This is a genomic window from Citrobacter sp. CF971, assembly GCF_006385635.1.
GTDB lineage: Bacteria > Pseudomonadota > Gammaproteobacteria > Enterobacterales > Enterobacteriaceae > Citrobacter > Citrobacter freundii.
In genome coordinates this window covers 4,625,743-4,648,084 of sequence record NZ_CP041051.1, presented here as the reverse complement: position 1 = coordinate 4,648,084, position 22,342 = coordinate 4,625,743, and the positions used below count along the sequence as shown (strand labels likewise).

The 22,342-nt window shown below is 52.6% G+C and carries 23 protein-coding genes and 1 riboswitch; of the genes, 15 read left to right on the top strand and 8 right to left on the bottom strand.

Annotated elements, in window-relative coordinates; all coding sequences use genetic code 11:
• Positions 1-40 precede the first annotated feature (40 nt).
• The 4 genes from pcoD to pcoE all read left to right on the top strand — a co-directional run bounded on the left by pcoD (position 41) and on the right by pcoE (position 3,703).
• Positions 41-919: a copper resistance inner membrane protein PcoD gene (gene pcoD, locus E6P06_RS26065; RefSeq protein WP_229692861.1), complete on the top strand. Its 879-nt coding sequence runs from the start codon at positions 41-43 to the stop codon at positions 917-919.
• Positions 920-973: 54 nt separating this feature from the next.
• The gene (gene pcoR / locus E6P06_RS26060; RefSeq protein ID WP_001188930.1) at positions 974-1,654 is read left to right on the top strand and encodes a copper response regulator transcription factor PcoR; all 681 of its coding nucleotides are present in this window, start codon (positions 974-976) and stop codon (positions 1,652-1,654) included.
• Positions 1,651-3,051, top strand: a complete 1,401-nt coding sequence (pcoS, locus tag E6P06_RS26055; RefSeq protein WP_001211180.1) for a copper resistance membrane spanning protein PcoS — start codon at positions 1,651-1,653, stop codon at positions 3,049-3,051. Before pcoR ends, pcoS begins: the two co-directional genes overlap by 4 nt.
• Positions 3,052-3,268: 217 nt before the next feature.
• A complete protein-coding gene (gene pcoE, locus E6P06_RS26050) occupies positions 3,269-3,703 on the top strand; it encodes a copper resistance system metallochaperone PcoE (protein ID WP_000723069.1) in 435 nt (144 codons plus the stop codon).
• Positions 3,704-4,076: 373 nt separating this feature from the next.
• Here the strand turns inward: pcoE and E6P06_RS26045 are convergent, their stop codons facing one another.
• Positions 4,077-5,090, bottom strand: a complete 1,014-nt coding sequence (locus tag E6P06_RS26045) for a magnesium transporter (RefSeq protein ID WP_057101813.1) — start codon at positions 5,088-5,090, stop codon at positions 4,077-4,079.
• Between the two features lie 55 nt (positions 5,091-5,145).
• Positions 5,146-5,329: riboswitch (M-box (ykoK) riboswitch) on the bottom strand.
• A gap of 401 nt (positions 5,330-5,730) precedes the next feature.
• On the opposite strand from E6P06_RS26045, the gene E6P06_RS26040 reads away from it, so the two are divergent.
• The 5 genes from E6P06_RS26040 (at position 5,731) to E6P06_RS26020 (ending at position 11,375) form a co-directional block, all read left to right on the top strand.
• Complete coding sequence (locus tag E6P06_RS26040; RefSeq protein WP_003023381.1) at positions 5,731-6,798, top strand: HlyD family secretion protein; 1,068 nt, start codon at positions 5,731-5,733, stop codon at positions 6,796-6,798.
• Complete coding sequence (gene rbbA / locus E6P06_RS26035) at positions 6,795-9,542, top strand: ribosome-associated ATPase/putative transporter RbbA (RefSeq protein WP_049025788.1); 2,748 nt, start codon at positions 6,795-6,797, stop codon at positions 9,540-9,542. Before E6P06_RS26040 ends, rbbA begins: the two co-directional genes overlap by 4 nt.
• On the top strand, positions 9,542-10,666 hold the full coding sequence (locus tag E6P06_RS26030; RefSeq protein ID WP_003837801.1) for an ABC transporter permease: 1,125 nt from the start codon (positions 9,542-9,544) through the stop codon (positions 10,664-10,666). Before rbbA ends, E6P06_RS26030 begins: the two co-directional genes overlap by 1 nt.
• A 77-nt stretch (positions 10,667-10,743) precedes the next feature.
• Positions 10,744-11,019 carry a type II toxin-antitoxin system HicA family toxin gene (locus E6P06_RS26025; RefSeq protein ID WP_003837806.1) on the top strand — a complete coding sequence of 92 codons (276 nt, stop codon included), beginning with the start codon at positions 10,744-10,746 and terminating at the stop codon, positions 11,017-11,019.
• Entirely contained in the window at positions 11,016-11,375 is a 360-nt protein-coding gene (locus E6P06_RS26020) for a type II toxin-antitoxin system HicB family antitoxin (RefSeq protein WP_003837808.1), read from the top strand. Before E6P06_RS26025 ends, E6P06_RS26020 begins: the two co-directional genes overlap by 4 nt.
• Positions 11,376-11,487: 112 nt before the next feature.
• Here E6P06_RS26020 and nikR read toward each other — a convergent pair whose 3' ends face one another.
• The 3 genes from nikR to E6P06_RS26005 all read right to left on the bottom strand — a co-directional run bounded on the left by nikR (position 11,488) and on the right by E6P06_RS26005 (position 13,629).
• Positions 11,488-11,889: a nickel-responsive transcriptional regulator NikR gene (gene nikR, locus E6P06_RS26015; RefSeq protein WP_003023387.1), complete on the bottom strand. Its 402-nt coding sequence runs from the start codon at positions 11,887-11,889 to the stop codon at positions 11,488-11,490.
• A gap of 49 nt (positions 11,890-11,938) precedes the next feature.
• Positions 11,939-12,517: a 4'-phosphopantetheinyl transferase AcpT gene (gene acpT, locus E6P06_RS26010; RefSeq protein WP_003023390.1), complete on the bottom strand. Its 579-nt coding sequence runs from the start codon at positions 12,515-12,517 to the stop codon at positions 11,939-11,941.
• 62 nt (positions 12,518-12,579) lie between these two features.
• Complete coding sequence (locus E6P06_RS26005; protein WP_003023393.1) at positions 12,580-13,629, bottom strand: AI-2E family transporter; 1,050 nt, start codon at positions 13,627-13,629, stop codon at positions 12,580-12,582.
• Between the two features lie 133 nt (positions 13,630-13,762).
• Here E6P06_RS26005 and E6P06_RS26000 point away from each other — a divergent pair, with 133 nt between their 5' ends.
• Complete coding sequence (locus E6P06_RS26000) at positions 13,763-14,980, top strand: MFS transporter (protein WP_016151126.1); 1,218 nt, start codon at positions 13,763-13,765, stop codon at positions 14,978-14,980.
• A gap of 3 nt (positions 14,981-14,983) precedes the next feature.
• Here the strand turns inward: E6P06_RS26000 and E6P06_RS25995 are convergent, their stop codons facing one another.
• Both E6P06_RS25995 and E6P06_RS25990 read right to left on the bottom strand, forming a co-directional pair.
• Complete coding sequence (locus E6P06_RS25995; protein WP_003837816.1) at positions 14,984-15,541, bottom strand: DcrB family lipoprotein; 558 nt, start codon at positions 15,539-15,541, stop codon at positions 14,984-14,986.
• A gap of 72 nt (positions 15,542-15,613) precedes the next feature.
• A complete protein-coding gene (locus tag E6P06_RS25990; protein ID WP_003837818.1) occupies positions 15,614-16,279 on the bottom strand; it encodes a 7-cyano-7-deazaguanine/7-aminomethyl-7-deazaguanine transporter in 666 nt (221 codons plus the stop codon).
• A gap of 168 nt (positions 16,280-16,447) precedes the next feature.
• Between E6P06_RS25990 and tusA the strand changes: the two genes are divergently transcribed.
• Positions 16,448-16,693, top strand: coding sequence for a sulfurtransferase TusA (tusA, locus tag E6P06_RS25985; RefSeq protein WP_003023404.1), 246 nt, complete (start codon positions 16,448-16,450; stop codon positions 16,691-16,693).
• Between the two features lie 93 nt (positions 16,694-16,786).
• On the opposite strand, the gene zntA is transcribed toward tusA, so the two are convergent.
• Positions 16,787-18,985, bottom strand: a complete 2,199-nt coding sequence (gene zntA, locus E6P06_RS25980) for a Zn(II)/Cd(II)/Pb(II) translocating P-type ATPase ZntA (RefSeq protein ID WP_139935839.1) — start codon at positions 18,983-18,985, stop codon at positions 16,787-16,789.
• A 74-nt stretch (positions 18,986-19,059) separates the two neighbouring features.
• Positions 19,060-19,686 (bottom strand): lysoplasmalogenase, encoded by a 627-nt coding sequence (locus E6P06_RS25975; RefSeq protein ID WP_003846172.1) that lies wholly within the window; start codon positions 19,684-19,686, stop codon positions 19,060-19,062.
• Between the two features lie 141 nt (positions 19,687-19,827).
• Between E6P06_RS25975 and E6P06_RS25970 the strand changes: the two genes are divergently transcribed.
• From E6P06_RS25970 to E6P06_RS25955, 4 genes are all read left to right on the top strand, one after another.
• On the top strand, positions 19,828-20,187 hold the full coding sequence (locus E6P06_RS25970) for a DUF2500 domain-containing protein (protein ID WP_003837824.1): 360 nt from the start codon (positions 19,828-19,830) through the stop codon (positions 20,185-20,187).
• 236 nt (positions 20,188-20,423) lie between these two features.
• Positions 20,424-20,903: an Hcp family type VI secretion system effector gene (locus tag E6P06_RS25965; protein ID WP_003837826.1), complete on the top strand. Its 480-nt coding sequence runs from the start codon at positions 20,424-20,426 to the stop codon at positions 20,901-20,903.
• Between the two features lie 6 nt (positions 20,904-20,909).
• On the top strand, positions 20,910-21,794 hold the full coding sequence (locus E6P06_RS25960; RefSeq protein WP_223232884.1) for a hypothetical protein: 885 nt from the start codon (positions 20,910-20,912) through the stop codon (positions 21,792-21,794).
• A 1-nt stretch (position 21,795) separates the two neighbouring features.
• Positions 21,796-22,305 (top strand): DUF1240 domain-containing protein, encoded by a 510-nt coding sequence (locus tag E6P06_RS25955; protein ID WP_099975503.1) that lies wholly within the window; start codon positions 21,796-21,798, stop codon positions 22,303-22,305.
• Positions 22,306-22,342 lie beyond the last annotated feature (37 nt).

Genomic DNA, 22,342 nt, shown 5'->3' with positions numbered 1-22,342 from the left:
GATTATGATTGTTATTCGTTTTCTTCTTTATCTGGATTTGATGGTAATATTTGGATTGCCATTTTTTCAGATATATGGAATAAGCGGTGTCAGACATGAAACCTATAACCTGACTAATTTCAGGTCGTTTATAACCTTTGCTGTTGTTACAGGCATCATTCTTACTGGCATTAATATGCTCCTGGTATCTAATGCCATGAGTGGAGTAACTGACCTCAGAGAATTATCCATCCATGTTATCGAGATGGTGATAGAAGAAACTGATGTGGGTATTAGCTGGATTGTCAGGCTCTGTGCCCTGTTTACCACACTCGGTGCTTTGTTCCTTTACACTAATAAGAGAGTATTGTCCTGCCTGCTGATGACGATGAGTGGGGGCGTGGCGCTGGCTACACTTGCCTGGGGAGGACACGCCGTTATGCATGACGGTCTGCATTACTATCTCCATTTACTGAGCGATCTGACCCATCTCGGCGCTGCAGGTGCCTGGACAGGTGCTCTGGTTGCATTTGCTATCCTGCTGATGCGCAGAAACGAGCATAATGCACAGAGCGTCATTGTGATATCTGACTCCCTGGCAAAATTTGCCACGGCAGGAACGGTGATTGTTGTAGCCCTGATCCTGAGTGCGCTGGTCAACTATCTGTATATTGCTGAGGGTAACTTAACTCCCTTATTCAACAGTTCCTGGGGGAGGATATTGCTTGCCAAGACGGCTCTGTTTGTTCTGATGCTTCTTCTGGCTGCAGCAAACCGGTTTCACCTGGGTCCCCGGCTTGAAGTTATGGTCAGGGAAGGGAATTATGATCGCAGCGTTGCCCTGATGCGAAACAGCATCCTGACAGAATTCGTTGTTGCGATTATCATTCTGGGCGCCGTAGCGTGGCTCGGAATGCTTGCTCCGTCTCAGGTCAGCTAGGGGACAGCCAAAGCTCATGCGTGAGATTTTTACTTTCATATCAGCGAGTTGACCATGCAGCGTATTTTAATCGTTGAAGACGAACAAAAAACAGGTCGTTACCTGCAGCAGGGACTGGTTGAGGAAGGCTATCAGGCCGATCTCTTTAATAATGGCCGCGATGGTCTCGGGGCCGCGTCGAAGGGACAGTATGATTTGATAATACTGGACGTGATGCTGCCTTTCCTCGACGGGTGGCAAATCATCAGCGCACTGAGGGAGTCCGGGCACGAAGAACCGGTCCTGTTTTTAACCGCAAAGGACAACGTGCGGGACAAAGTGAAAGGACTGGAGCTTGGCGCAGATGACTACCTGATTAAGCCCTTTGATTTTACGGAGCTGGTTGCACGTGTAAGAACCCTACTGCGCCGGGCACGCTCGCAGGCCGCAACAGTCTGCACCATCGCCGATATGACCGTTGATATGGTGCGCCGGACCGTGATCCGTTCGGGGAAGAAGATCCATCTCACCGGTAAAGAATACGTTCTGCTTGAGTTGCTGCTGCAACGCACCGGAGAAGTGTTACCCAGGAGTCTTATCTCGTCCCTGGTCTGGAACATGAATTTTGACAGTGATACGAATGTGATTGATGTCGCCGTGAGACGTCTGAGAAGTAAAATTGATGATGACTTTGAGCCAAAACTGATCCATACCGTTCGCGGTGCCGGATATGTCCTGGAGATCAGAGAAGAGTGAGGTTCAAAATTTCCCTGACCACACGCCTGAGCCTGATTTTTTCTGCGGTGATGCTTACGGTATGGTGGTTATCAAGTTTTATCCTGATTAGCACCCTTAATGGCTATTTCGATAATCAGGACCGCGATTTTCTGACAGGTAAACTTCAGCTCACCGAAGAGTTTCTTAAAACAGAGACGTTCAGGAACAAAACGGATATTAAGTCATTATCAGAAAAAATAAACGATGCGATGGTGGGGCACAATGGCTTATTCATTTCTATAAAAAACATGGAAAATGAAAAAATTGTTGAACTCTATGCCAAAAATTCTGTTGTTCCAGCGGTCCTGCTTAATAAGTCGGGTGATATTCTCGACTATATGATCCAGACGGAAGAAAATAACACCGTGTACCGCAGTATCTCGCGGCGGGTTGCCGTGACGCCGGAACAGGGTAAAAGCAAACATGTCATCATTACGGTTGCCACGGATACTGGGTATCACACCCTGTTTATGGACAAACTCAGTACCTGGCTGTTCTGGTTCAATATCGGTCTGGTCTTTATTTCTGTTTTTCTGGGCTGGCTGACCACACGTATTGGTCTGAAACCGCTACGGGAAATGACCAGTCTGGCTTCCTCCATGACCGTACACAGCCTGGATCAGCGTCTAAATCCCGATCTGGCTCCGCCGGAAATCTCTGAGACCATGCAGGAGTTCAATAATATGTTTGATCGCCTGGAGGGGGCATTCCGGAAACTGTCAGATTTCTCGTCTGACATCGCGCATGAGCTGCGCACACCAGTCAGTAATCTGATGATGCAGACGCAGTTTGCACTGGCTAAGGAAAGGGATGTTTCGCATTACCGCGAAATTTTATTCGCTAACCTGGAAGAACTGAAAAGGTTGTCACGAATGACCAGTGACATGCTTTTTCTGGCACGTTCAGAGCATGGTCTGCTGCGGCTGGATAAACATGATGTGGATCTGGCAGCCGAACTGAATGAATTACGTGAGTTGTTCGAGCCCCTGGCAGACGAAACAGGAAAGACAATCACGGTTGAAGGAGAGGGCGTTGTTGCCGGAGACAGCGATATGCTCCGACGTGCTTTCAGTAACCTGCTTTCCAATGCAATCAAGTATTCTCCCGATAACACCTGTACAGCGATACACCTTGAGCGTGACAGTGACTGTGTGAACGTGATGATTACGAATACGATGTCCGGCCAGGTTCCCGCTAATCTGGAACGTTTGTTTGACCGGTTCTATCGCGCAGACTCATCAAGGTTCTACAACACGGAAGGCGCGGGGCTGGGATTATCAATTACAAGGTCGATCATTCATGCTCACGGCGGCGAGCTGTCAGCAGAACAGCAGGGGCGTGAAATTGTGTTCAAAGTGCGCCTGTTAATGGATTAATCCCGTTGTTCAGGAGAAACCTGGAAGGTGACAAAATTGTCATCATTCAGTCACGCGATAAACAGAGGCGGTTTTTTATAATTATTCATAAATCAGGAGCAGCGTGATAACACAATCACCTGGTTCCTGGAGTGATGATTAACCCGCCCTGAGATCAACTGCTTTCTCTGTTATAAGCCATTGATTGTTTGGGTATGTAAACACCGGAGACCCAACCATGAAAAAGATTCTCGTATCATTTGTTGCCATTATGGCTGCCGCTTCATCTGCCATGGCTGCAGAGACAATGAACATGCATGACCAGGTAAATAATGCACAGGCACCTGCCCACCAGATGCAGTCATCTGCTGAAAAAAGTGCAATTCAGGGAGACAGCATGACAATGATGGATATGAGCAGTCACGATCAGGCCGCAATGTCCCATGACATGATGCAAAACAGCAATTCTGCTGCCCACCAGGACATGGCTGAAATGCATAAAAAAATGATGAAAGCTAAACCCGGAGCTACCAACGAAACAGCAAAGTCATTTTCTGAAATGAGCGAGCATGAGAAGGCCGCAGCTGTACATGAGAAGGCGAATAATGGTCAGTCTTCCGTTGTTCACCAGCAGCAGGCTGATAAGCATCGCAGTCAGATCACCCAGAATTAACCCGCAGCTCCACTTGTTAGACCCTCATTTGACGCCGAAGTCACTGACTTACGCTCCCGTCCGGGAGCGTTTTTTTTTCCCATATATCAAACTTTAACTCTGAAGAGGTGGAAGTATCTGACCAACACTGTCACGTAACGCCAGATAACTACAAAAACACCTTTTTCCTCCTGTAAATTGCAGTTCCTGCAAGAACATCAAGGCATAATGTTGGAACAGCGTGTGATACACACTTAGCATCATGTTTTGTATGTGTTTTTTTTTAAACTTTACAACTTTAAAGTCTTTTTCAGGTTAAAGGATACAACTTTAATGTCTCTACACAGCCAGCCTGACTGTGACGCCCGACAACCTGAGCTGCCGGGCGTTATCATTAGTTCAGACCAAGAAAGTGCTGGGCGATTTTAAAGTAGATAATTAACCCGGTACCGTCGATAAGCGTGGCGATAAACGGGGCTGAAACCACGGCGGGATCAATGCCGATACGCTTGAGCACCATGGGGATCACTGATGACACCACGGCGCTCCACAGCGTAATGCAAACCAGCGTCAGGCTGACGATCAGCGTGATTTCCATACCGATGCCCATCATCCACGCGCGCAAGCACCCTGCCAGGCCCAGCGTCAGAGCGATCAGCAGCGAAGTTGAAACTTCTTTGCGGATCACCCGACCCATATCGCGCAGCCGCACTTCTCCCAGCGCCATTGAACGTACCAGCGTCGAAGTGATCTGCGTACCGCTGTTGCCGCCAGTACCAATTAATAGCGGAATAAAAAAGGCCAGGGCAATTGCAGATTCCAGCGCCTCTTCAAAATGCTGAAGCACGCTGCTGGTATAGGCTTCTGCGACAAACAGCAGCAGGAGCCAGACCGAACGTTTTTTCCACAATGTCCACGGACTAATTTCCAGATAGGGTTTTTCCAGCGGTAGCGTGGCGCCCTGAAGCTGAACGTCTTCGGTAACATCATCTTCCTGTAGATGAGCGATCTCTTTTTCCATCAGACAACCGACCAGCTCACCTCTCTCAACGACAGCAACCAGATCGACTTCGCGTTCGGCTAACTCGGCAACGACCTGCGCCCGTTCATCATCAGGCTTTACATGAAATAAACAGCTGTCCATAAGATGGTTGATGTTCAGCGACGTATCTTTTTCCTGCAATAAGCGCTTGATGGATAACACCCCGCGCAGCGCTTTTCCAGCCACAACAAAGACCTGGCCTGGGATGTCATCCGTTGTGAGTTGGGAGACAAAGTACTCGCGAGCGCCGTTCACGCTGAGATGGTCCGGCAGAGTAATAAAATCGGTGCGCATATATTGGGCGATAGCGTCGCCATTGAAATCCGGCATAGGATGATGAGCGGCGCAGAGTGGCATAGATGACATGGTGTAATTCCCTATAAAAATCTCTCATAGGGGCGAACAAGACAGGGTTAGCACAGGCAGATCCCTACGTCCTGGTTTTAGCACTGAACAACGTATCTGTCCGATGGTGAAATCGTCAGAAGTTACCTTGGCAACACCTTGATTCGATGGATGCCTGTATTTCCCTGAGTGGTCTCTCTCGATACCAACAGGGCGGTAACTTGTATTTGTACAGGAGCCTCGCCATAACGAGATCGGTAAATGAGCCGCTATTATAGGGATGCCTAATCATTGATTATGTTTATAGTTGCGATTGTTTATCAATCGTTGATATACGAAATATTTCTTGTGCCAGGGCTGAACTGGAAACGACAACCGAATAGACATATTGAATCCAGGTGTTAGTATTCAATAGACAGCAGTTATGAGTATGCGTGTTTCATTTCCGGCCAGGAACGCTGATGATGACAACATTAGTACCCGATTTCGCAGCATTTTCGTCACTCACTTCCTTCGCGGTGTGCGTTGCTATAACGCCTGTCCGCACTCTGGCCATTATTTCTCATTCCTTCTCATCCCGGATGGAATCTCCCGCTGAATAGCTGTTCAGTGGGCTTTGTGACACGCATCGTTTGATAACAGGGATTACGGCGGGTCGGATATGGAAAAGATTAAGCGTCATCTGGTGTGGTGGGGCGCGGGTATTGTGGTGGTGGTTGCTGCAATAGCATGGTGGATGTTGCGTCCTGCGGGGATTCCGGAAGGTTTCGCGGCCAGCAACGGCAGAATAGAAGCTACCGAAGTGGATATTGCCACCAAAATTGCCGGGCGTATCGATACGATCCTCGTATCGGAAGGACAGTTCGTTCGTCAGGGCGAGGTACTGGCGAAAATGGATACCCGCGTGCTGCAGGAGCAGCGACTGGAAGCTGTCGCACAAATCAAAGAAGCCGAAAGCGCGGTGGCGGCGGCACGAGCGCTGCTGGAACAGCGGCAAAGTGAAATGCGCGCCGCGCAGTCGGTGGTAAAACAGCGAGAGGCGGAACTGCAGTCGGTCTCTAAACGTCACGTTCGCTCCCGTTCGCTATCCCTGCGTGGGGCTGTATCCGAGCAACAACTGGATGACGACAGGGCTGCGGCTGAAAGCGCTCGCGCGGCACTGGAATCCGCAAAGGCGCAGGTCTCTGCGGCAAAAGCCGCAATTGAAGCCGCTCGTACCAGCATCATTCAGGCGCAAACCCGCGTAGAAGCCGCGCAGGCCACCGAACGTCGCATAGCCGCTGATATTGATGACAGCGAGCTGAAAGCCCCGCGCGATGGTCGCGTGCAGTACCGTGTCGCCGAACCGGGCGAGGTGCTTTCCGCGGGCGGTCGCGTACTGAATATGGTCGATCTCAGCGATGTCTACATGACGTTCTTCTTACCTACCGAACAGGCTGGTTTATTGAAGATTGGTGGTGAAGCTCGCCTGGTGCTGGATGCCGCGCCGGATCTGCGTATTCCGGCGACCATTAGCTTTGTGGCTAGTGTTGCGCAGTTCACACCGAAAACGGTCGAAACCAGTGATGAACGGCTGAAGCTGATGTTCCGCGTTAAAGCGCGTATCCCGCCAGAGCTGTTGCAGCAGCATCTGGAGTACGTGAAAACCGGTCTGCCGGGCATGGCGTGGGTGCGTGTTGATGAAAATCGTCCCTGGCCTGACGACCTGGTGGTGAGGTTGCCGCAATGACGCATCTGGCGCTGGTTCCCGTTCCTCCCGTGGCGCACCTTGACGGCGTGAGTCAGCATTACGGGAAAACGGTCGCGCTAAACAACATCACGCTGGATATCCCTGCCCGCTGTATGGTGGGGCTTATTGGCCCGGATGGCGTCGGAAAATCGAGCCTGCTGTCGCTCATCTCCGGCGCGAGGGTCATTGAACACGGCAACGTGATGGTGTTGGGCGGCGATATGCGCGACCCAAAACATCGACGGGATGTCTGCCCGCGCATTGCCTGGATGCCGCAGGGGTTAGGGAAAAACCTGTACCATACGCTGTCGGTGTATGAGAACGTCGATTTCTTTGCCCGGCTGTTTGGTCATGATAAAGCGGAACGCGAAGCGCGGATTACCGAGCTGCTGAACAGCACCGGCCTGGCACCGTTTCGCGACCGTCCCGCCGGGAAACTCTCGGGCGGGATGAAGCAAAAACTGGGGCTGTGCTGCGCGTTAATCCACGACCCGGAACTGTTAATTCTCGATGAACCCACCACCGGGGTCGATCCGCTGTCCCGCGCCCAGTTCTGGGATCTAATTAACAGCATTCGCCAGCGGCAGACCAACATGAGCGTGCTGGTTGCGACCGCTTACATGGAAGAAGCCGAGCGCTTTGACTGGCTGGTAGCGATGAACGCCGGGGAGGTGTTAGCCACCGGGAGCGCCCAGCAGCTACGCGAACAAACCAACAGCAACACGCTGGAGCAGGCGTTTATCGCGCTGCTACCTGAAGCCCAGCGCCAGGCGCATAAGCCGGTGGTGATCCCGCCGTATCACGCTGAGCAGGAAGAGATTGCCATTGAGGCGAAAGACCTGACTATGCGCTTCGGTAAGTTTGTCGCCGTTGACCACGTTAACTTTCGTATTCCGCGCGGGGAAATCTTCGGTTTTCTCGGCTCCAACGGCTGCGGTAAATCCACCACCATGAAGATGCTCACCGGTCTGCTACCCGCAAGCGAAGGTGAGGCCTGGTTGTTTGGGCAAGCGGTTGACCCGAAGAATATCGATACCCGCCGCCGGGTGGGCTATATGTCGCAGGCGTTTTCGCTCTACAGCGAGCTGACCGTCCGGCAAAACCTCGAACTACACGCGCGGCTGTTCCATATCCCCGAAGCGGAAATCCCCGGGCGTGTACAAGAGATGAGCGAGCGTTTTTCGCTGACCGATGTCGAAGACGCGTTGCCCGGCGCGCTGCCGTTGGGGATCCGTCAACGCCTGTCGCTGGCGGTGGCGGTGATCCATCGCCCGGAAATGCTCATTCTTGATGAGCCGACCTCCGGGGTCGATCCGGTGGCGAGGGACATGTTCTGGCAACTGATGGTCGATCTGTCGCGGCAGGACAAAGTGACCATTTTTATCTCCACCCACTTTATGAACGAAGCGGAGCGCTGCGACCGGATGTCGCTGATGCACGCCGGAAAAGTACTGGCCAGCGGCACGCCGCAGGAACTGGTGAAACAGCGTGGCGCCGCCAGTCTGGAAGAGGCGTTTATCTCCTGGTTACAGGAAGCGGCAGGCCCGGCTCCGGAAGCTCAGTTACCGCCAGCCAATGTTCCGATAGCGCATGAAAATAGTCAGCCGCCGCGGCAGGGCTTTAGCCTGCGGCGGTTGTTCAGCTACAGCCGCCGTGAAGCGCTGGAACTACGACGCGATCCGGTACGTTCAACCCTGGCGCTGATGGGCACAGTGATCCTGATGCTGATCATGGGCTACGGCATCAGCATGGATGTGGAAAACCTGCGTTTTTCGGTGCTCGATCGTGACCAGACCGTCAGCAGCCAGGCGTGGACGCTGAATCTGGCGGGATCGCGCTATTTTATCGAACAGCCGCCGCTCACCAGTTATGACGAGCTGGACAAACGGATGCGTTCGGGCGAAGTGGCGGTAGCAATAGAGATCCCGCCAAACTTTGGCCGCGATATCGCGCGTGGCACGCCGGTGAAGATTGGCGTCTGGGTCGATGGCGCAATGCCGAGCCGCGCTGAAACGGTCAGAGGCTACGTACAGGCGATGCACCAGACCTGGCTGCAGGATGTGATGGCGCGTCAACCCAATGCCAGTGGGCAAAACGGGCTGATGACCATTGAAACTCGCTATCGTTACAACCCGGATGTAAAGAGTCTGCCGGCGATTGTTCCGGCGGTGATCCCGCTGCTGCTGATGATGATCCCCTCGATGCTCAGCGCCCTCAGCGTAGTGCGTGAGAAAGAGCTGGGGTCGATTATCAACCTGTACGTTACGCCCACGACCCGCAGCGAGTTTTTACTCGGCAAACAGTTGCCGTACATCGTGCTGGGGATGCTGAACTTCCTGCTGCTGTGTGCGCTGTCGGTGTTTGTGTTCGGCGTCCCGCATAAAGGGAGTTTTTTAACCCTGACGCTGGCCGCGCTGCTGTACGTCACCATTGCCACCGGGCTGGGTCTGTTAATTTCCACGTTTATGAAAAGCCAGATCGCGGCTATTTTTGGTACGGCGATTATTACGCTGATCCCGGCGACGCAGTTTTCCGGGATGATCGATCCGGTCGCCTCGCTCGAAGGGCCTGGACGCTGGATTGGTGAAATTTACCCGACCAGCCATTTTCTGACCATCGCGCGTGGGACGTTCTCTAAAGCGTTGGATCTGACCGATCTCTGGCAGCTGTTTATTCCGCTGGCGGTAGCCATTCCGGTGGTGATTGGTCTGAGCGTATTACTGCTGAAAAAACAGGAGGGGTGATGCGCCGATTACGCAATATTTATAACCTCGGCATCAAAGAGTTGCGCAGCCTGCTGGGTGACAAAGCGATGCTGACGCTGATCGTCTTTGCCTTCACGATTTCGGTTTATTCTTCCGCGACCGTCCTGCCGGGTTCGCTGCATTTGGCTCCGATTGCTATTGCCGATATGGACCAGTCGCAGTTGTCGAACCGGATTGTGAACAGCTTTTATCGCCCGTGGTTTTTACCGCCGGAGATGATCACCGCTGATGAGATGGATGCCGGACTGGACGCCGGGCGCTACACCTTTGCCGTGAACATTCCACCTGATTTTCAGCGTGATGTGTTGGCCGGTCGGCAGCCGGATATACAGGTTAACGTCGATGCCACGCGGATGAGCCAGGCCTTTACCGGCAACAGCTATATCCAGAATATCATCAGCGGCGAGGTGAACAGCTTTGTGGCGCGTTACCGTGACAACAATGAGCCGCCGGTGGCGTTGGAAATGCGTATGCGCTTTAACCCTAATCTGGAACCCGCCCGCTTTGGCGCGGTGATGGCGATTATCAACAACATCACCATGCTGGCGATCGTGCTTACCGGGTCGGCGCTGATCCGCGAGCGCGAGCACGGGACAATAGAACATCTGCTGGTTATGCCGGTGACGCCGTTTGAGATCATGATGGCAAAAATCTGGTCGATGGGTCTGGTGGTGCTGGTGGTTTCCGGTTTATCGCTGATGCTGATGGTAAAAGGCGTGCTCGGCGTACCCATTGAAGGTTCGATACCGCTGTTTATGCTGGGCGTGGCGCTGAGCCTGTTCGCCACCACCTCGATCGGTATTTTTATGGGCACGCTGGCGCGCTCTATGCCGCAACTGGGGTTACTGATGATTCTGGTACTGCTGCCGCTACAGATGCTCTCTGGTGGTTCTACACCGCGTGAAAGCATGCCGCAGGCGGTGCAGGACATAATGCTGACTATGCCAACTACCCATTTTGTCAGCCTCGCGCAGGCGATACTTTACCGCGGCGCTGGATTTGGCATCGTCTGGCCGCAGTTTCTGACGCTGTTGGCGATTGGCAGCGCGTTCTTCCTGATAGCGCTGCTGCGCTTTAGAAAGACGATTGGCACGATGGCGTAATTGGTTGGCTTCATATCTTGACTGCATTGTATGCTGTTATAATATGACTTCAAAGGATGAAGTCATAAGGACATGCGATGAAGGAAAAAGTGTTGTCTTTACGCAAAAAGCAAAAGAACACGCTGGATCAGCTTTTTAAAGCACCGACGCCGCAGGGAATCAAGTGGTCGGAAATTGAGTCACTGATCAAGGCGTTAGGTGGCGAAATCAAAGAAGGACGAGGCTCGCGATGTAAATTTCTTTTAAATAAGAGCATTGCGAGTTTTCATAGACCACATCCTTCTCCGGATACAGATAAAGGCGCGGTCGAAAACGTACGTGACTGGTTAACAAGTATAGGGGTAAAACCATGATCAAACCCAAAACGCCAAACTCAATGGAAATCGCCGGTCAACCTGCGGTGATTAATTATGTCCCTGAGCTTAATGCGTTTCGCGGTAAGTTCCTGGGATTGTCAGGCTATTGTGATTTTGTCTCTGACAGCATTCAGGGGCTGCAAAAAGAGGGGGAGATCTCCTTACGAGAGTATCTTGATGATTGCTCTGCCGCAGGGATAGAACCTTACGCAAACCCGGAAAAGCTGAAGACGTTTACTCTGCGCTATCCAGAGTCTTTCGGAGAACGTTTAAGTTTTGCGGCAGCGGAAGAACAGGTATCAGTCAATACATGGATCATCGAAACGCTCAGCAAAAGTCTCAAACAGGCATAGTTGCTAGTTGGTTTGCTCATTATTGCCAGGGGGGCTTCGCTTGCCTGGCCTACAAACGGTAACGGAGTAGGCCGGATAATGCGTAGCCGCCATCCGGCAACGAAACAGGCAATTACTCTTCTTTCGGCAGGCACTGCAAATGACCGTGGCGCACGCCGCGTTGGGAGATCACGTCATCGGCAAAATGCTGTACATCGCCCATGTCGCCTTTTAGTACGGCGATTTCCAGGCAGTCGTCATGATTGATGTGCACGTGCAGCGTGGCGACCGATAAATCGTGGTGGTGGTGTTGGGTAGAAACAATGCGGCTCGCCAGGTCACGCTTCTCATGCTCATAAACATACGAGAGCACCGCGAAGCCCTGAGTGCCGTGCTCCTGAGTGGTTTCCTGCGCCAGTGCGCCGCGCAGAATATCGCGGATCGCTTCGGAACGGTTGTTGTAGCCACGGCGCTGACTCAGGCCGTCGAGCGTTTCTAATAAATCGTCATCAAGTGTGATGGTGATACGTTGCATCAGATTTCAACCTTACGATATTGCGCGGCGGCGCACGGGAATGAAAACATTACAGCCTGTGTACGGCGTCGGCGGTCAGGGTAAATGGCGTGGGGGTGCAAACCGCCAGGCTCAGGGTATCGATCTGGCACTGGCTGACGGAGAGTGAGGAGGTCAGTGCGGTACTGTCGACGCTGACGATTTGCCAGGCACTGCCGCCGCGCTGTTTCACGATAGCTTCTTTACGCGTCCAGATGCGCCAGAACGCCGCCAGCTGTTGCTCCGGGTGTTCGGCTTCAACTTCAGCGTGTTCCCCAAGACTGAATACCGTATTTGCCAGCGTTTGCCAGTTATCGCGCGGGCGAATAACTTCAATATCGCAGCCGACTTCCCCTTCGTCGCTGAGCAGCAGGACGATGTCATCGCCGCTATGGCTGAGATTGAACCACAGCGGCGTGTCGGCGGAAAAGGCCGGTTTTCCTTGCTCGCCATAGATGATGTTCGGTAATGGCGAAAGGGCATGGGAAAGCAGCACGCGACCAGCCAGCCAGCGCGCACGGCGAACACCTTGCGGCGCTTGCTCTTTCATCGCGGCAGGCAGTTCGCCAGCGCTTAAAACAGAAACTTTCCCAAGAACGATCCGGTACATATCAGGACTAACCTTTAATAATAATGGGGTTGTGTACCACTCTTCACATGCTGTTTGCAAGTTTATCCCGGTAATCGACTTTTGGGCCTGCCGGGTCCAAGCAAAATTGCCAGTTTGCTGCCACCTGTGGTCGTTTCCATCCAGATTTTACACACGCTGGTTAGCGGCACAGAGAGCAGCATGCCTACCGGGCCGAGCAGCCATCCCCATACCAGCAAAGAGAGGAAGACGATAAGCGTCGATAATCCCAGCCGATGCCCCATCATGCGGGGTTCGAGGATATTGCCAATGACCATATGCACCACCAGGAACAGTGCGCCAACCAGTACGCATTCGTAAATGCCGTTGAACAGCAGCGCCTGGATCATGGGCGGGACGGCGGAAATGACCGAGCCAATGTTGGGCACGTAGTTTAGCAGGAAGGCCAGCACGCCCCACATCAGAGCAAACTGAATCCCCATCAGCGCCAGACCCAGCCAGATGATGGCACCGGTCCATAAGCTGAGCAACGTTTTCAGTGCCAGATAGTGAGATACGCCCTTGAGCGCCCGATGCAGCCCCGCAATATGGATTTGTGGGTTGTTCAGCGAAAAGCGCAGCTTATAAGGAACATGACGTACCTCAAACAGCATAAAGACGACCGTCATCACCAGCAGAACGACGCTGGCCATGGCGCCGGAAAGACTTGTCATCAGCGTGGTGGTGAAGGTCATTATTTTGTCGGAGTCCATGCGTTGTAGCATGCGCTCCGGGGACATATGCAGATTTAAAAAGGGAACCATCTCTTGCAGATGCAGGACCTTACGTGTCAGCTCCTTGTTGTATTTGGGTAGCATGGCCATGAATTCCGTGATCGAAGACGCGAGGACGCCGATCAGTGCCGTGAGGACGAACAGCATCACCACCACTACGAGCGTAATGGCAACCGGGCGACGTACTCCCCGGCGAATAAACCAGGCGACCAGCGGATTCAATACAATGGCAAAAAAGAGGGCCAGCAGCAGTTGCACAATGATATCCGCCGCGGCATGAATACCGGCGAGGATCACCACCAAAGCAGCCAGTTTGAGTAAAATGTGCAAACCCGTTTTATCGGGCTGAGCGGTTGTCATATTTTCTTCCTGTTTGCGTTTTTGCATTAAGTGTAGCGGCTGGCTTGCGGCTGAGATTCCTAAACTGACTGCTGATTTCTGCGCGGCAACATGGTAGAAATGAAACACTGTTGTGAAAACGTGGTGACCCTTCATGCCCGAACCCGTCGCTGAACCGACGCTGAGCGGTTTACGCCTTAATCTGCGTATTGTCTCTGTGGTGATGTTCAACTTCGCCAGCTATCTGACCATCGGCCTGCCGCTCGCGGTATTGCCGGGCTACGTCCACGATGTGATGGGGTTCAGCGCCTTCTGGGCTGGGCTGGTTATCAGCCTGCAATATTTCGCTACGCTGCTGAGCCGTCCGCATGCCGGTCGCTATGCCGACCTGCTGGGGCCAAAGAAGATTGTGGTATTCGGGCTGTGTGGCTGCTTTTTAAGTGGTCTGGGCTATTTGCTGGCGGGATCAACGAACGGCTGGCCGTTGGCTAGTCTGCTGCTGCTGTGTCTGGGGCGGGTGATTCTCGGAATTGGGCAGAGCTTTGCCGGAACTGGCTCTACGCTGTGGGGCGTGGGGGTTGTTGGCTCAATGCATATCGGACGGGTGATTTCCTGGAATGGCATCGTGACCTATGGCGCGATGGCGATAGGCGCGCCGCTGGGCGTTCTGTTTTATGCCTGGGGGGGCTTACAGGGGCTGGCGCTGACCGTGATGGGCGTGGCGCTGGTGGCGATACTGCTGGCGCTCCCTCGTCCTGCGGTGAAGGCCAGCAAAGGCAAACCGTTGCCGTTTCGCGCGGTGCTCGGGCGTGTCTGGTTGTACGGTATGGCGCTGGCCCTGGCTTCCGCTGGATTTGGGGTGATCGCCACGTTTATTACCCTGTTTTATGATGCCAAAGGCTGGGACGGCGCAGCTTTCGCGCTGACGCTTTTTAGCTGCACATTTGTCGGCACTCGACTGTTGTTCCCAAATGGTATCAACCGTTTAGGCGGGCTGAATGTGGCAATGATCTGCTTTAGCGTCGAGATTGTCGGGCTGCTGCTGGTCGGGATGGCTTCCATGCCGTGGATGGCGAAAATCGGCGTTCTGCTGGCTGGGGCTGGGTTCTCACTGGTTTTCCCGGCGCTGGGCGTGGTCGCGGTAAAAGCCGTCCCGCAGCAAAATCAGGGCGCTGCGCTGGCGACCTACACGGTGTTTATGGATTTATCGCTGGGGGTTACCGGGCCGCTGGCCGGGTTGATAATGACGTGGGCGGGCGTGCCGGTTATCTATCTGGCGGCAGCTGGGCTGGTGGCGGTGGCGCTATTGCTGACCTGGCGGCTAAAAAAACGGCCTCAGGTGGTGTCACCGGAGGCCGCGTCATCGTCTTAACCGTTACTGGATAACCAGCGTGTTAATGATGTTTTCTGCGGTAGTCTGCGCTTTTTGCTGATCGTCAGCAGGCAGCGTGATTTGCAGGGTCAGCAGTTGATTGTCCACTTTACCCAGCACTACGGAAGAGTAAGCGGTCTGGCCTTTGGCTGAGATGATGCTGTCTAACTGCTGCAGCGTGTGGCCTTTCAGCTCAATAGATTTATTGGTGACGACCTGCAGCTGTGGGTCGCGGCTACGCTGCTGATCTTCCAGACGTTTTGCCAGCACGGCCAGGTCTTCGTTGGTGTTGTCGCCAACAATCACAATCACCGCTTTCTGGCCGGTTGCGTCAGAATAGACGTGCATATTGTTCGCCTGGGTGCCCAGCTTGCCGCTCTGATCGGTCATATCCGCTGGCAGGGAAAAACTGAGTTTGCCGTCCAGCAGGCTGACCGGTTGTCCGCTGGCGCTACTTTCTGCGGCAGCACCCTCGGCTGGCGCTTTTGTATCGCTATTATCACAGGCTGCAAGCCCCATAACCAGCAGGCCAATACCGACATATTTAACCAGATTGCGCATTGACTTCTTCCTTTCGATAAACGGCCATAACGGCTCATTCGTCCATCTTATCACAACTCGGAAAATGAACCTTTAACTCGTCTGCAATGCAGCGATTTCGGATTTATCTGCCAGCCTTTTCAGCAACATATTCAGCAGCACGCCGTACATCGGCAGGAAGAAAATAATGCTGATCAGCACCTTGAAACAGTAATCGACCAGTGCGATTTCCATCCAGTGCTCGGCCATGAAGGCATCCGGGCTACGCCAGAAAGCGATAAAGAAGAAGGCCAACGTATCGCTGATATTGCCAAATAGCGTGGACGCTGTCGGTGCCAGCCACCAACGACGGTTCTGGCGCAGGCGGTTAAAGACATGCACATCCAGAATTTGTCCCAGCGCGTAAGCCATAAAGCTGGCGGCGGCGATACGGGCAACAAACAGGTTAAAGTGCAGCAGTGCGCCAAATCCCTGCCACGATCCCATATAAAACAGGGACGAAACGACATAGGAGATCAGCAACGCGGGGATCATCACCGCAAAGATGATACGTCGAGCCAGCGGCGCGCCAAAAATACGCACGGTCAGGTCGGTCGCGAGGAAAATAAACGGAAAGCTAAACGCGCCCCATGTGGTATGGAAACCAAAAATGGAGATTGGAAGCTGCACCAGATAGTTGCTGGAGGTGATCACCAGCAGATGAAATAGCGATAGCCAGAACAACGCTTTTACGCGCTGAGTTTGTGTAAACGGAGTCATATTGTGACCTTTTTGTTGGATGGGGTGAGGGAACCCAATAAAAAACCGTCGCATGATACTGCTTTAAGAGCACATTGCAATGGTTGTTTTTCACGCAATCGTTAACCTGATTGGCTTACGCCACAACAGAGCGTAAAATAACGCCGTTTTTGTATGAATGAGACGACGATGAGCGACCTGTTTACTTCCCCCGACCATACTCTTGATGCCCAGGGACTGCGCTGCCCGGAACCGGTGATGATGGTGCGTAAAACCGTACGTGGCATGCAGGCCGGTGAAACACTGTTGATTGTCGCCGACGATCCGGCAACAACCCGCGATATTCCTGGCTTCTGTACCTTTATGGAGCATGAGCTGGTGGCTAAAGAGACCGACTCGCTGCCGTACCGCTATCTGCTGCGTAAAGGTCACTAGTTTTGTTTGCCGGATGGCGCTAACGCTTATCCGGCCTACAAAGAACGTGTAACCCGTAGGCCGGATATGGCCACGCCGTCATCCGGCAAAAAACTATCCTTTACGTAACAACCGCAGCGCGTTAGCGGTCACCAGTACCGTTGCCCCCGTATCGGCCAGCACTGCCAGCCACAATCCGGTTATCCCGAGCAGCGTGGTGACGAGGAAAATCCCCTTCAGGCCCAGCGCAATCGCAATGTTCTGGCGAATATTGGCGTGGGTGGCCCGCGCCAGTTGAATCATTTGCACCAGACCGCGCAGGCGGTTGTGGGTCAGGGCGGCATCGGCGGTTTCCAGCGCAACGTCGGTACCGCTTCCCATCGCAATGCCGATGGTAGCCGCTTTCATTGCCGGAGCATCGTTGATACCGTCGCCAACCATCGCCAGCGGCGATTGTCGGTTGAGATGGGTAACGGCCTGCACCTTATCTTCCGGCAAGAGTCCTGCTTTAAATTCGAGACCCAGTTCACCGGCAATGGCGGCCGCCGCACGCGGGTTATCACCGGTCAGGATCACGCCTTTCACGCCAATCTGATCAAGCTCGGCGATAGCGCTGCGAGCGTCGTCGCGCAGCGTGTCCTGTAGGGCCAGCACGCCGAGTACAGTATCGTTACGCAGCACCAGCACCACCGTTTGGCCCGCGCTTTCCAGCTCGCTTATCTGCCCGGCAAAGGCATCAGCAGGCTGCTTACCGGCGGCGCAAATCAGCACGCGTTCGCCGTTGACCAGCGCTTCAATTCCAGAGCCAACCAGAGCCCGTTGCTCTCTTGCGACAGGAATAGTCAGTTCGCGTGTTTGTGCTTCCCGGACAATCGCTTGTGCCAGCGGGTGTGTCGCACCTTGCTCTACCGCTGCCGCCAGCGCCAGCAGTTCAGCTTCGCCAATACCACTCGCCGGGTGAATCGCAGTGACGCGCGGTTTACCCACGGTCAGAGTGCCGGTTTTATCAAACGCCACCTGCGTGACTCTACCCAACTGTTCCAGCGCGGCCCCGCCTTTGATTAACGCCCCACGACGCGCCGCGGCAGCAAGACCAGAGGTAATGGCTGCGGGGGTTGAAATCACCAGTGCGCAAGGACAGCCAATCAACAGCAGCGTCAGTCCTTTATAAATCCACTCCTGCCAGGATGCGGCAAACAGCAGCGGCGGTACGAGGGTGACCAGCAGCGCAACCGCCATAATGGCTGGAGTGTAAATTCGACTGAAACGGTCAATAAAGCGCTCAATGGGGGCGCGACGTTCTTCCGCTTCTTCAATCAGCTTCAGAATACGATCAATGGCGCTGGCGCCCGGTTCGGAGAGCACTTCCAGTGTAACCAGACGGTCCACGCTGGTGGCACCTGCCGGGACTTTCTCGCCGGTGGCGCGTTCAACCGGGATCGATTCACCGGTCAGGGCGCTTTCATCAAAACTGGCAAACCCGGAGACCAGTTTGCCGTCGGCAGGTAAACGCCCACCCGCGGCAACTTCAATAACATCGCCAGGGCGGAGGCTATTAATAGCCACCTCTTCGCGCTCGCCGTTACGCAGGCGCGTGGCGGTTTCCGGTTTGAGCGCCATCAGTGCGCTGACCCCTTTACGGGCGCGGCTGGCGGCCCATCCTTCCAGGCGTTCGCCAATTAAAAACAGCAGCAGCACCATAGCGGCTTCCGCCGTCGCGCCGATAAACAGTGCGCCGATGGCGGCCACGCTCATCAATGTTTCAATGGCAAAGTAGCTGCCGGTTTTCATCAGACGCAGGGCCTGACGGGCAATGGGATACAGACCGACCAGCGTGGTGGCGATAAACGCTATCTGACCGAAGGGATGATTGAACTGCTCCAGCCCCCAGCTAATCGCCATCATGATAATCAGCGAAATCAGCGGTAGGTTTTCTTTAAAACGTGACTCGCGGGCGGCGTCCGTCGCGTGCTCATCGCGCAGGGTATAACCTGCTTTTTGCACCGCGTTTTCAACTTGCTGGCGGATATCGGAACCGGCATCGACCACCAGTTTTTCAGTGGCGAACAGAACCTGTACCTGGTTGACGCCGCTGACCTGGCGGACAGCATTCTCTACTTTGCGGGCGCAGGCTGCACAGTCCATGCCCGCCACTTTCCAGGAATAGCGGGTACCTAGTACGGTATCGGATACGGGCGGTGTAGTGGAGCAGCTTCCTTCGCAGCAGCAGTCATCCGCCTTTTGTGGCGCAGGCGCTGGCTTGAAAGAAGAAAATTGTGGGGCCTTTTTGCCACTGGTATCAGGTGTCGACATGGCATCCTCCGGTTGATAATCATTTCGTATTAACCGGAGGATACACTCTGGAGTCGACTCCAGAGTCAAGCATTTTAAAGATACAACGAACGAACAATCAGGAAATGTCCGGCGAAGTAGCAGGCGGCGGCAATGGCGTTATCGGCGCGAAAGCGACGACGGTAATGGCTACCCAGCCAAACAATATTGCCAATGAACAGGAGCGATGCGCCCATAAATGCCGACAGCGCCGGAGCGGTCGGGCGGAAGAACCACAGTTCGCCAGCCATCCAGACCATCATCAGCGTGATGCCAATAAAGGTACAAATAGCAATGCGCAACTCTTCCAGACGCGTCCAGATCACGGCGATCAGCAACGCCCCCAGTACCGCCAGCACCAACGGCAAAGGCCAGAAGAACGACAGCGTCATTTGGCTGGCGAAGTAAATGGTATACAGCAGATGCGACAGGAAGAATGCCCCCACGGCGTACAGCAGGCGTTGGCGCGGCAATAACGTCAGCGCATCGCCCAGCAGCGAGGCCAGCAGACCAGCCAGCACCAGATAGCTGATAGCGTTAAACATTGGCGCCTGCCAGGCCAGCAGCGCCAGCAGGAGTAACGTCAGGGGTTTAAAGACCCAGCGTTGCCAGGCGGGCCCACGATAGGAAGCATCCACGAACAACCATGCGGAAAGGCAGACAGCGATAAACGACCAAAGCATCTTAGTTCCTTGAATTCGTTATTTTTTCGTAAGCGGGGTGCTTACGGCTCTACTGTCCAGTGTAGAGGTCGACACTGCCAGATGACAACACCATAACGGGCAATGTATGCTTATTTCCGCATTTTCTGATGGGTTAATACTATGAGCAAACCACCACTTTTTTTCATTGTTATCATTATCTTAATTGTTGTCGCCGCGTCGTTTCGCTTTGTTCAGCAGCGGCGTGAAAAAGCCGATAATGATGCGGCGCCGCTGGTGCAAAAGCAGGTGGTGGTGAGTAACAAACGGGAAAAACCGCTTAACGATCGACGATCCCGTCAACAGGAAGTGAGCCCGGCGGGAACCAGCATGCGCTATGAAGCCAGCTTTAAGCCACAAAACGGCGGCCTGGAGCAGACGTTTCGTCTGGATGCTCAGCAGTACCATGCGCTAACGGTCGGGGATAAAGGCACGCTTAGTTACAAAGGTTCGCGTTTTGAGGGGTTTACGCCGGTGCAATAATGCCGATCGGCGCTGTGTTTATCGCGTCAGCGCCGACAATAAATTTAAATTAAATATATAATGCTTCTGAAGTATATTTTTTATTAATTTCTCGATAATTATTTTGTAGGTTACATATTTATCGCTTACCTAAAAACATCGATTGCATCACTATTTTTCCACCCGCCTTTCACTATTCTGCTATTTCAACTTCATCGTATATATAAATATTTTTAAAAATAAACTAAGGAATTTATATGGCGAATACAATGTGGCTGGCCTTAAATGGGCAGGCGCAGGGTTTGATTTCTGCTGGATGTGCTTCGGTAAGTTCAATCGGAAATAAATCACAACCTGCCCATCGTGACCAGATAATGGTAATGACAGTTAACCATGGCATGAGCCGGGTGCAAAATGTGAACCATCAATGTTTGACATTTATTAAGCCGGTAGATAAATCCTCGCCTTTGTTAGGAAAAGCCATAACAGACAATGAAATATTGAGCTGTGAATTTAGCTTCTATCGCACGAGTCCGGCGGGTTTAAACGAGTGTTATTACGTGCTAAAACTTATCAATGCCAGAATATCCAGCATCCATTTGCAGGTGCCTCATACCATCGATGACAGTGCGGGTCAGCCAGAAGAAATCATTGAACTATCTTACGAATCTATTTCCTGGGAACATCTTATTGCTGGAACCAGCGCATACAGCCTTTGGGATGAGCGAATTTTTTAAGGAGCAATGATGGAAAGCTATTATGACTGGATAGGGAATCATCGTGAAGATATTCTTAGAGGAAATAACTGGCAGCGTAATCAGCGTATCGAGAACGAAATCAGAACGCTGAAAAATAACCTGAATAGCAATACACAACACATTATGCTGCTAACGCTTGAAGAGGCTCAGGGCGTGATTGATGATTTGCTGGGCAGTAAACCCGTCAGTTTTTCGACGAATTATGCCGGGAATATCAGAGATACGGTTTTTGCTACTAAAAACCTGTCGAAGCTTTTTTCTTATCAGCAGGCCGGGAAGATAGTCTTTACCTTAAAAGGCCTTGGGATTAAAGCTACGCAGTATGCTTATCAGGGAAAACTGTATGTGAAGATTACTGGCTACCCTTCTCTGCGACGCATTCTTAACGGAACCCGTTACGGGATTAATCATCCTAAGGTACTTGAAGTGGGCATTGGCAGCGCCGGGTTTCGAAATGGCATAATGTCAGGGGCCAAATTCTGCATCTGGTTTTCCGCATGCTGGCGGTTGATTGAGTTGATCTTTAAATCCGAACATGACGTTGCCGCATTGCTGGGAAACGTGACGATGGATGTGGCGAAGGTGATTGTGAGTGTTTTTGCCTCCAAATTAGCTGGGAGAACCCCTGTGTTGTTCTTATCTTCATTTATTGTAACGAGCGCAGCAGTTCCGGTTTGGGGAGAAATTGTTTGTGCTGTTGCATTAGGTTTCTTTATTGCTTATATCCTCAATGAAGTGGACGAAAAATACGAGCTGTCAGACAAACTTATAGCGTGTATTTGTGAGGGGATGAAAGAGCAGCAAAAAATTGCAGAGTGGAACTCTCGACACTCGGGATATAGCGGTTCACTTTACGGCGGAATTTATTGATATGAGCTTTAATATTAATCTGGAGAATATTAAGAAAAGATGTAAGTCGTTTTTTTTTATGCTTTTTGTTGGTGGGATTAGTTGGGGGTTTTATCACGCCAGTGTGCCAGACATTACCGATCTTATTGAATCCAGGAGCATTGTTTATTTTTTCTGGGGGTCATTTTCTCTGCTGCTGATGTTTCCTGTGGGTTTTTTCTTTACTTTATGTATTGCCTACGTGACCTTTACGAAAAGCATGCAGCCGCCCAAATTCTTCGACAGGGTATTTACTATCGGTATCCATGTTGCGGGTGTAGGGTTTGTTGTTGGAAATATCCTCTCTTTTATTGTTATTTTTTATCCTCTTGGTACTAACTATGTTTTATGCGAGCGTCCAGGCCCGACGTCTGGCACCTATTACACCCGGACCGAAGAGATTTGCGAGCAGGTGAAACACCTGCGGAAAACAAGAGCCAGTAGAGATATTCCAAAACTGAAAGATCAGCTGGACGGCGTATCACCACCGTGATGGTGTTTAACAGGCCCGGCTCGCAACGTGCCGCCGG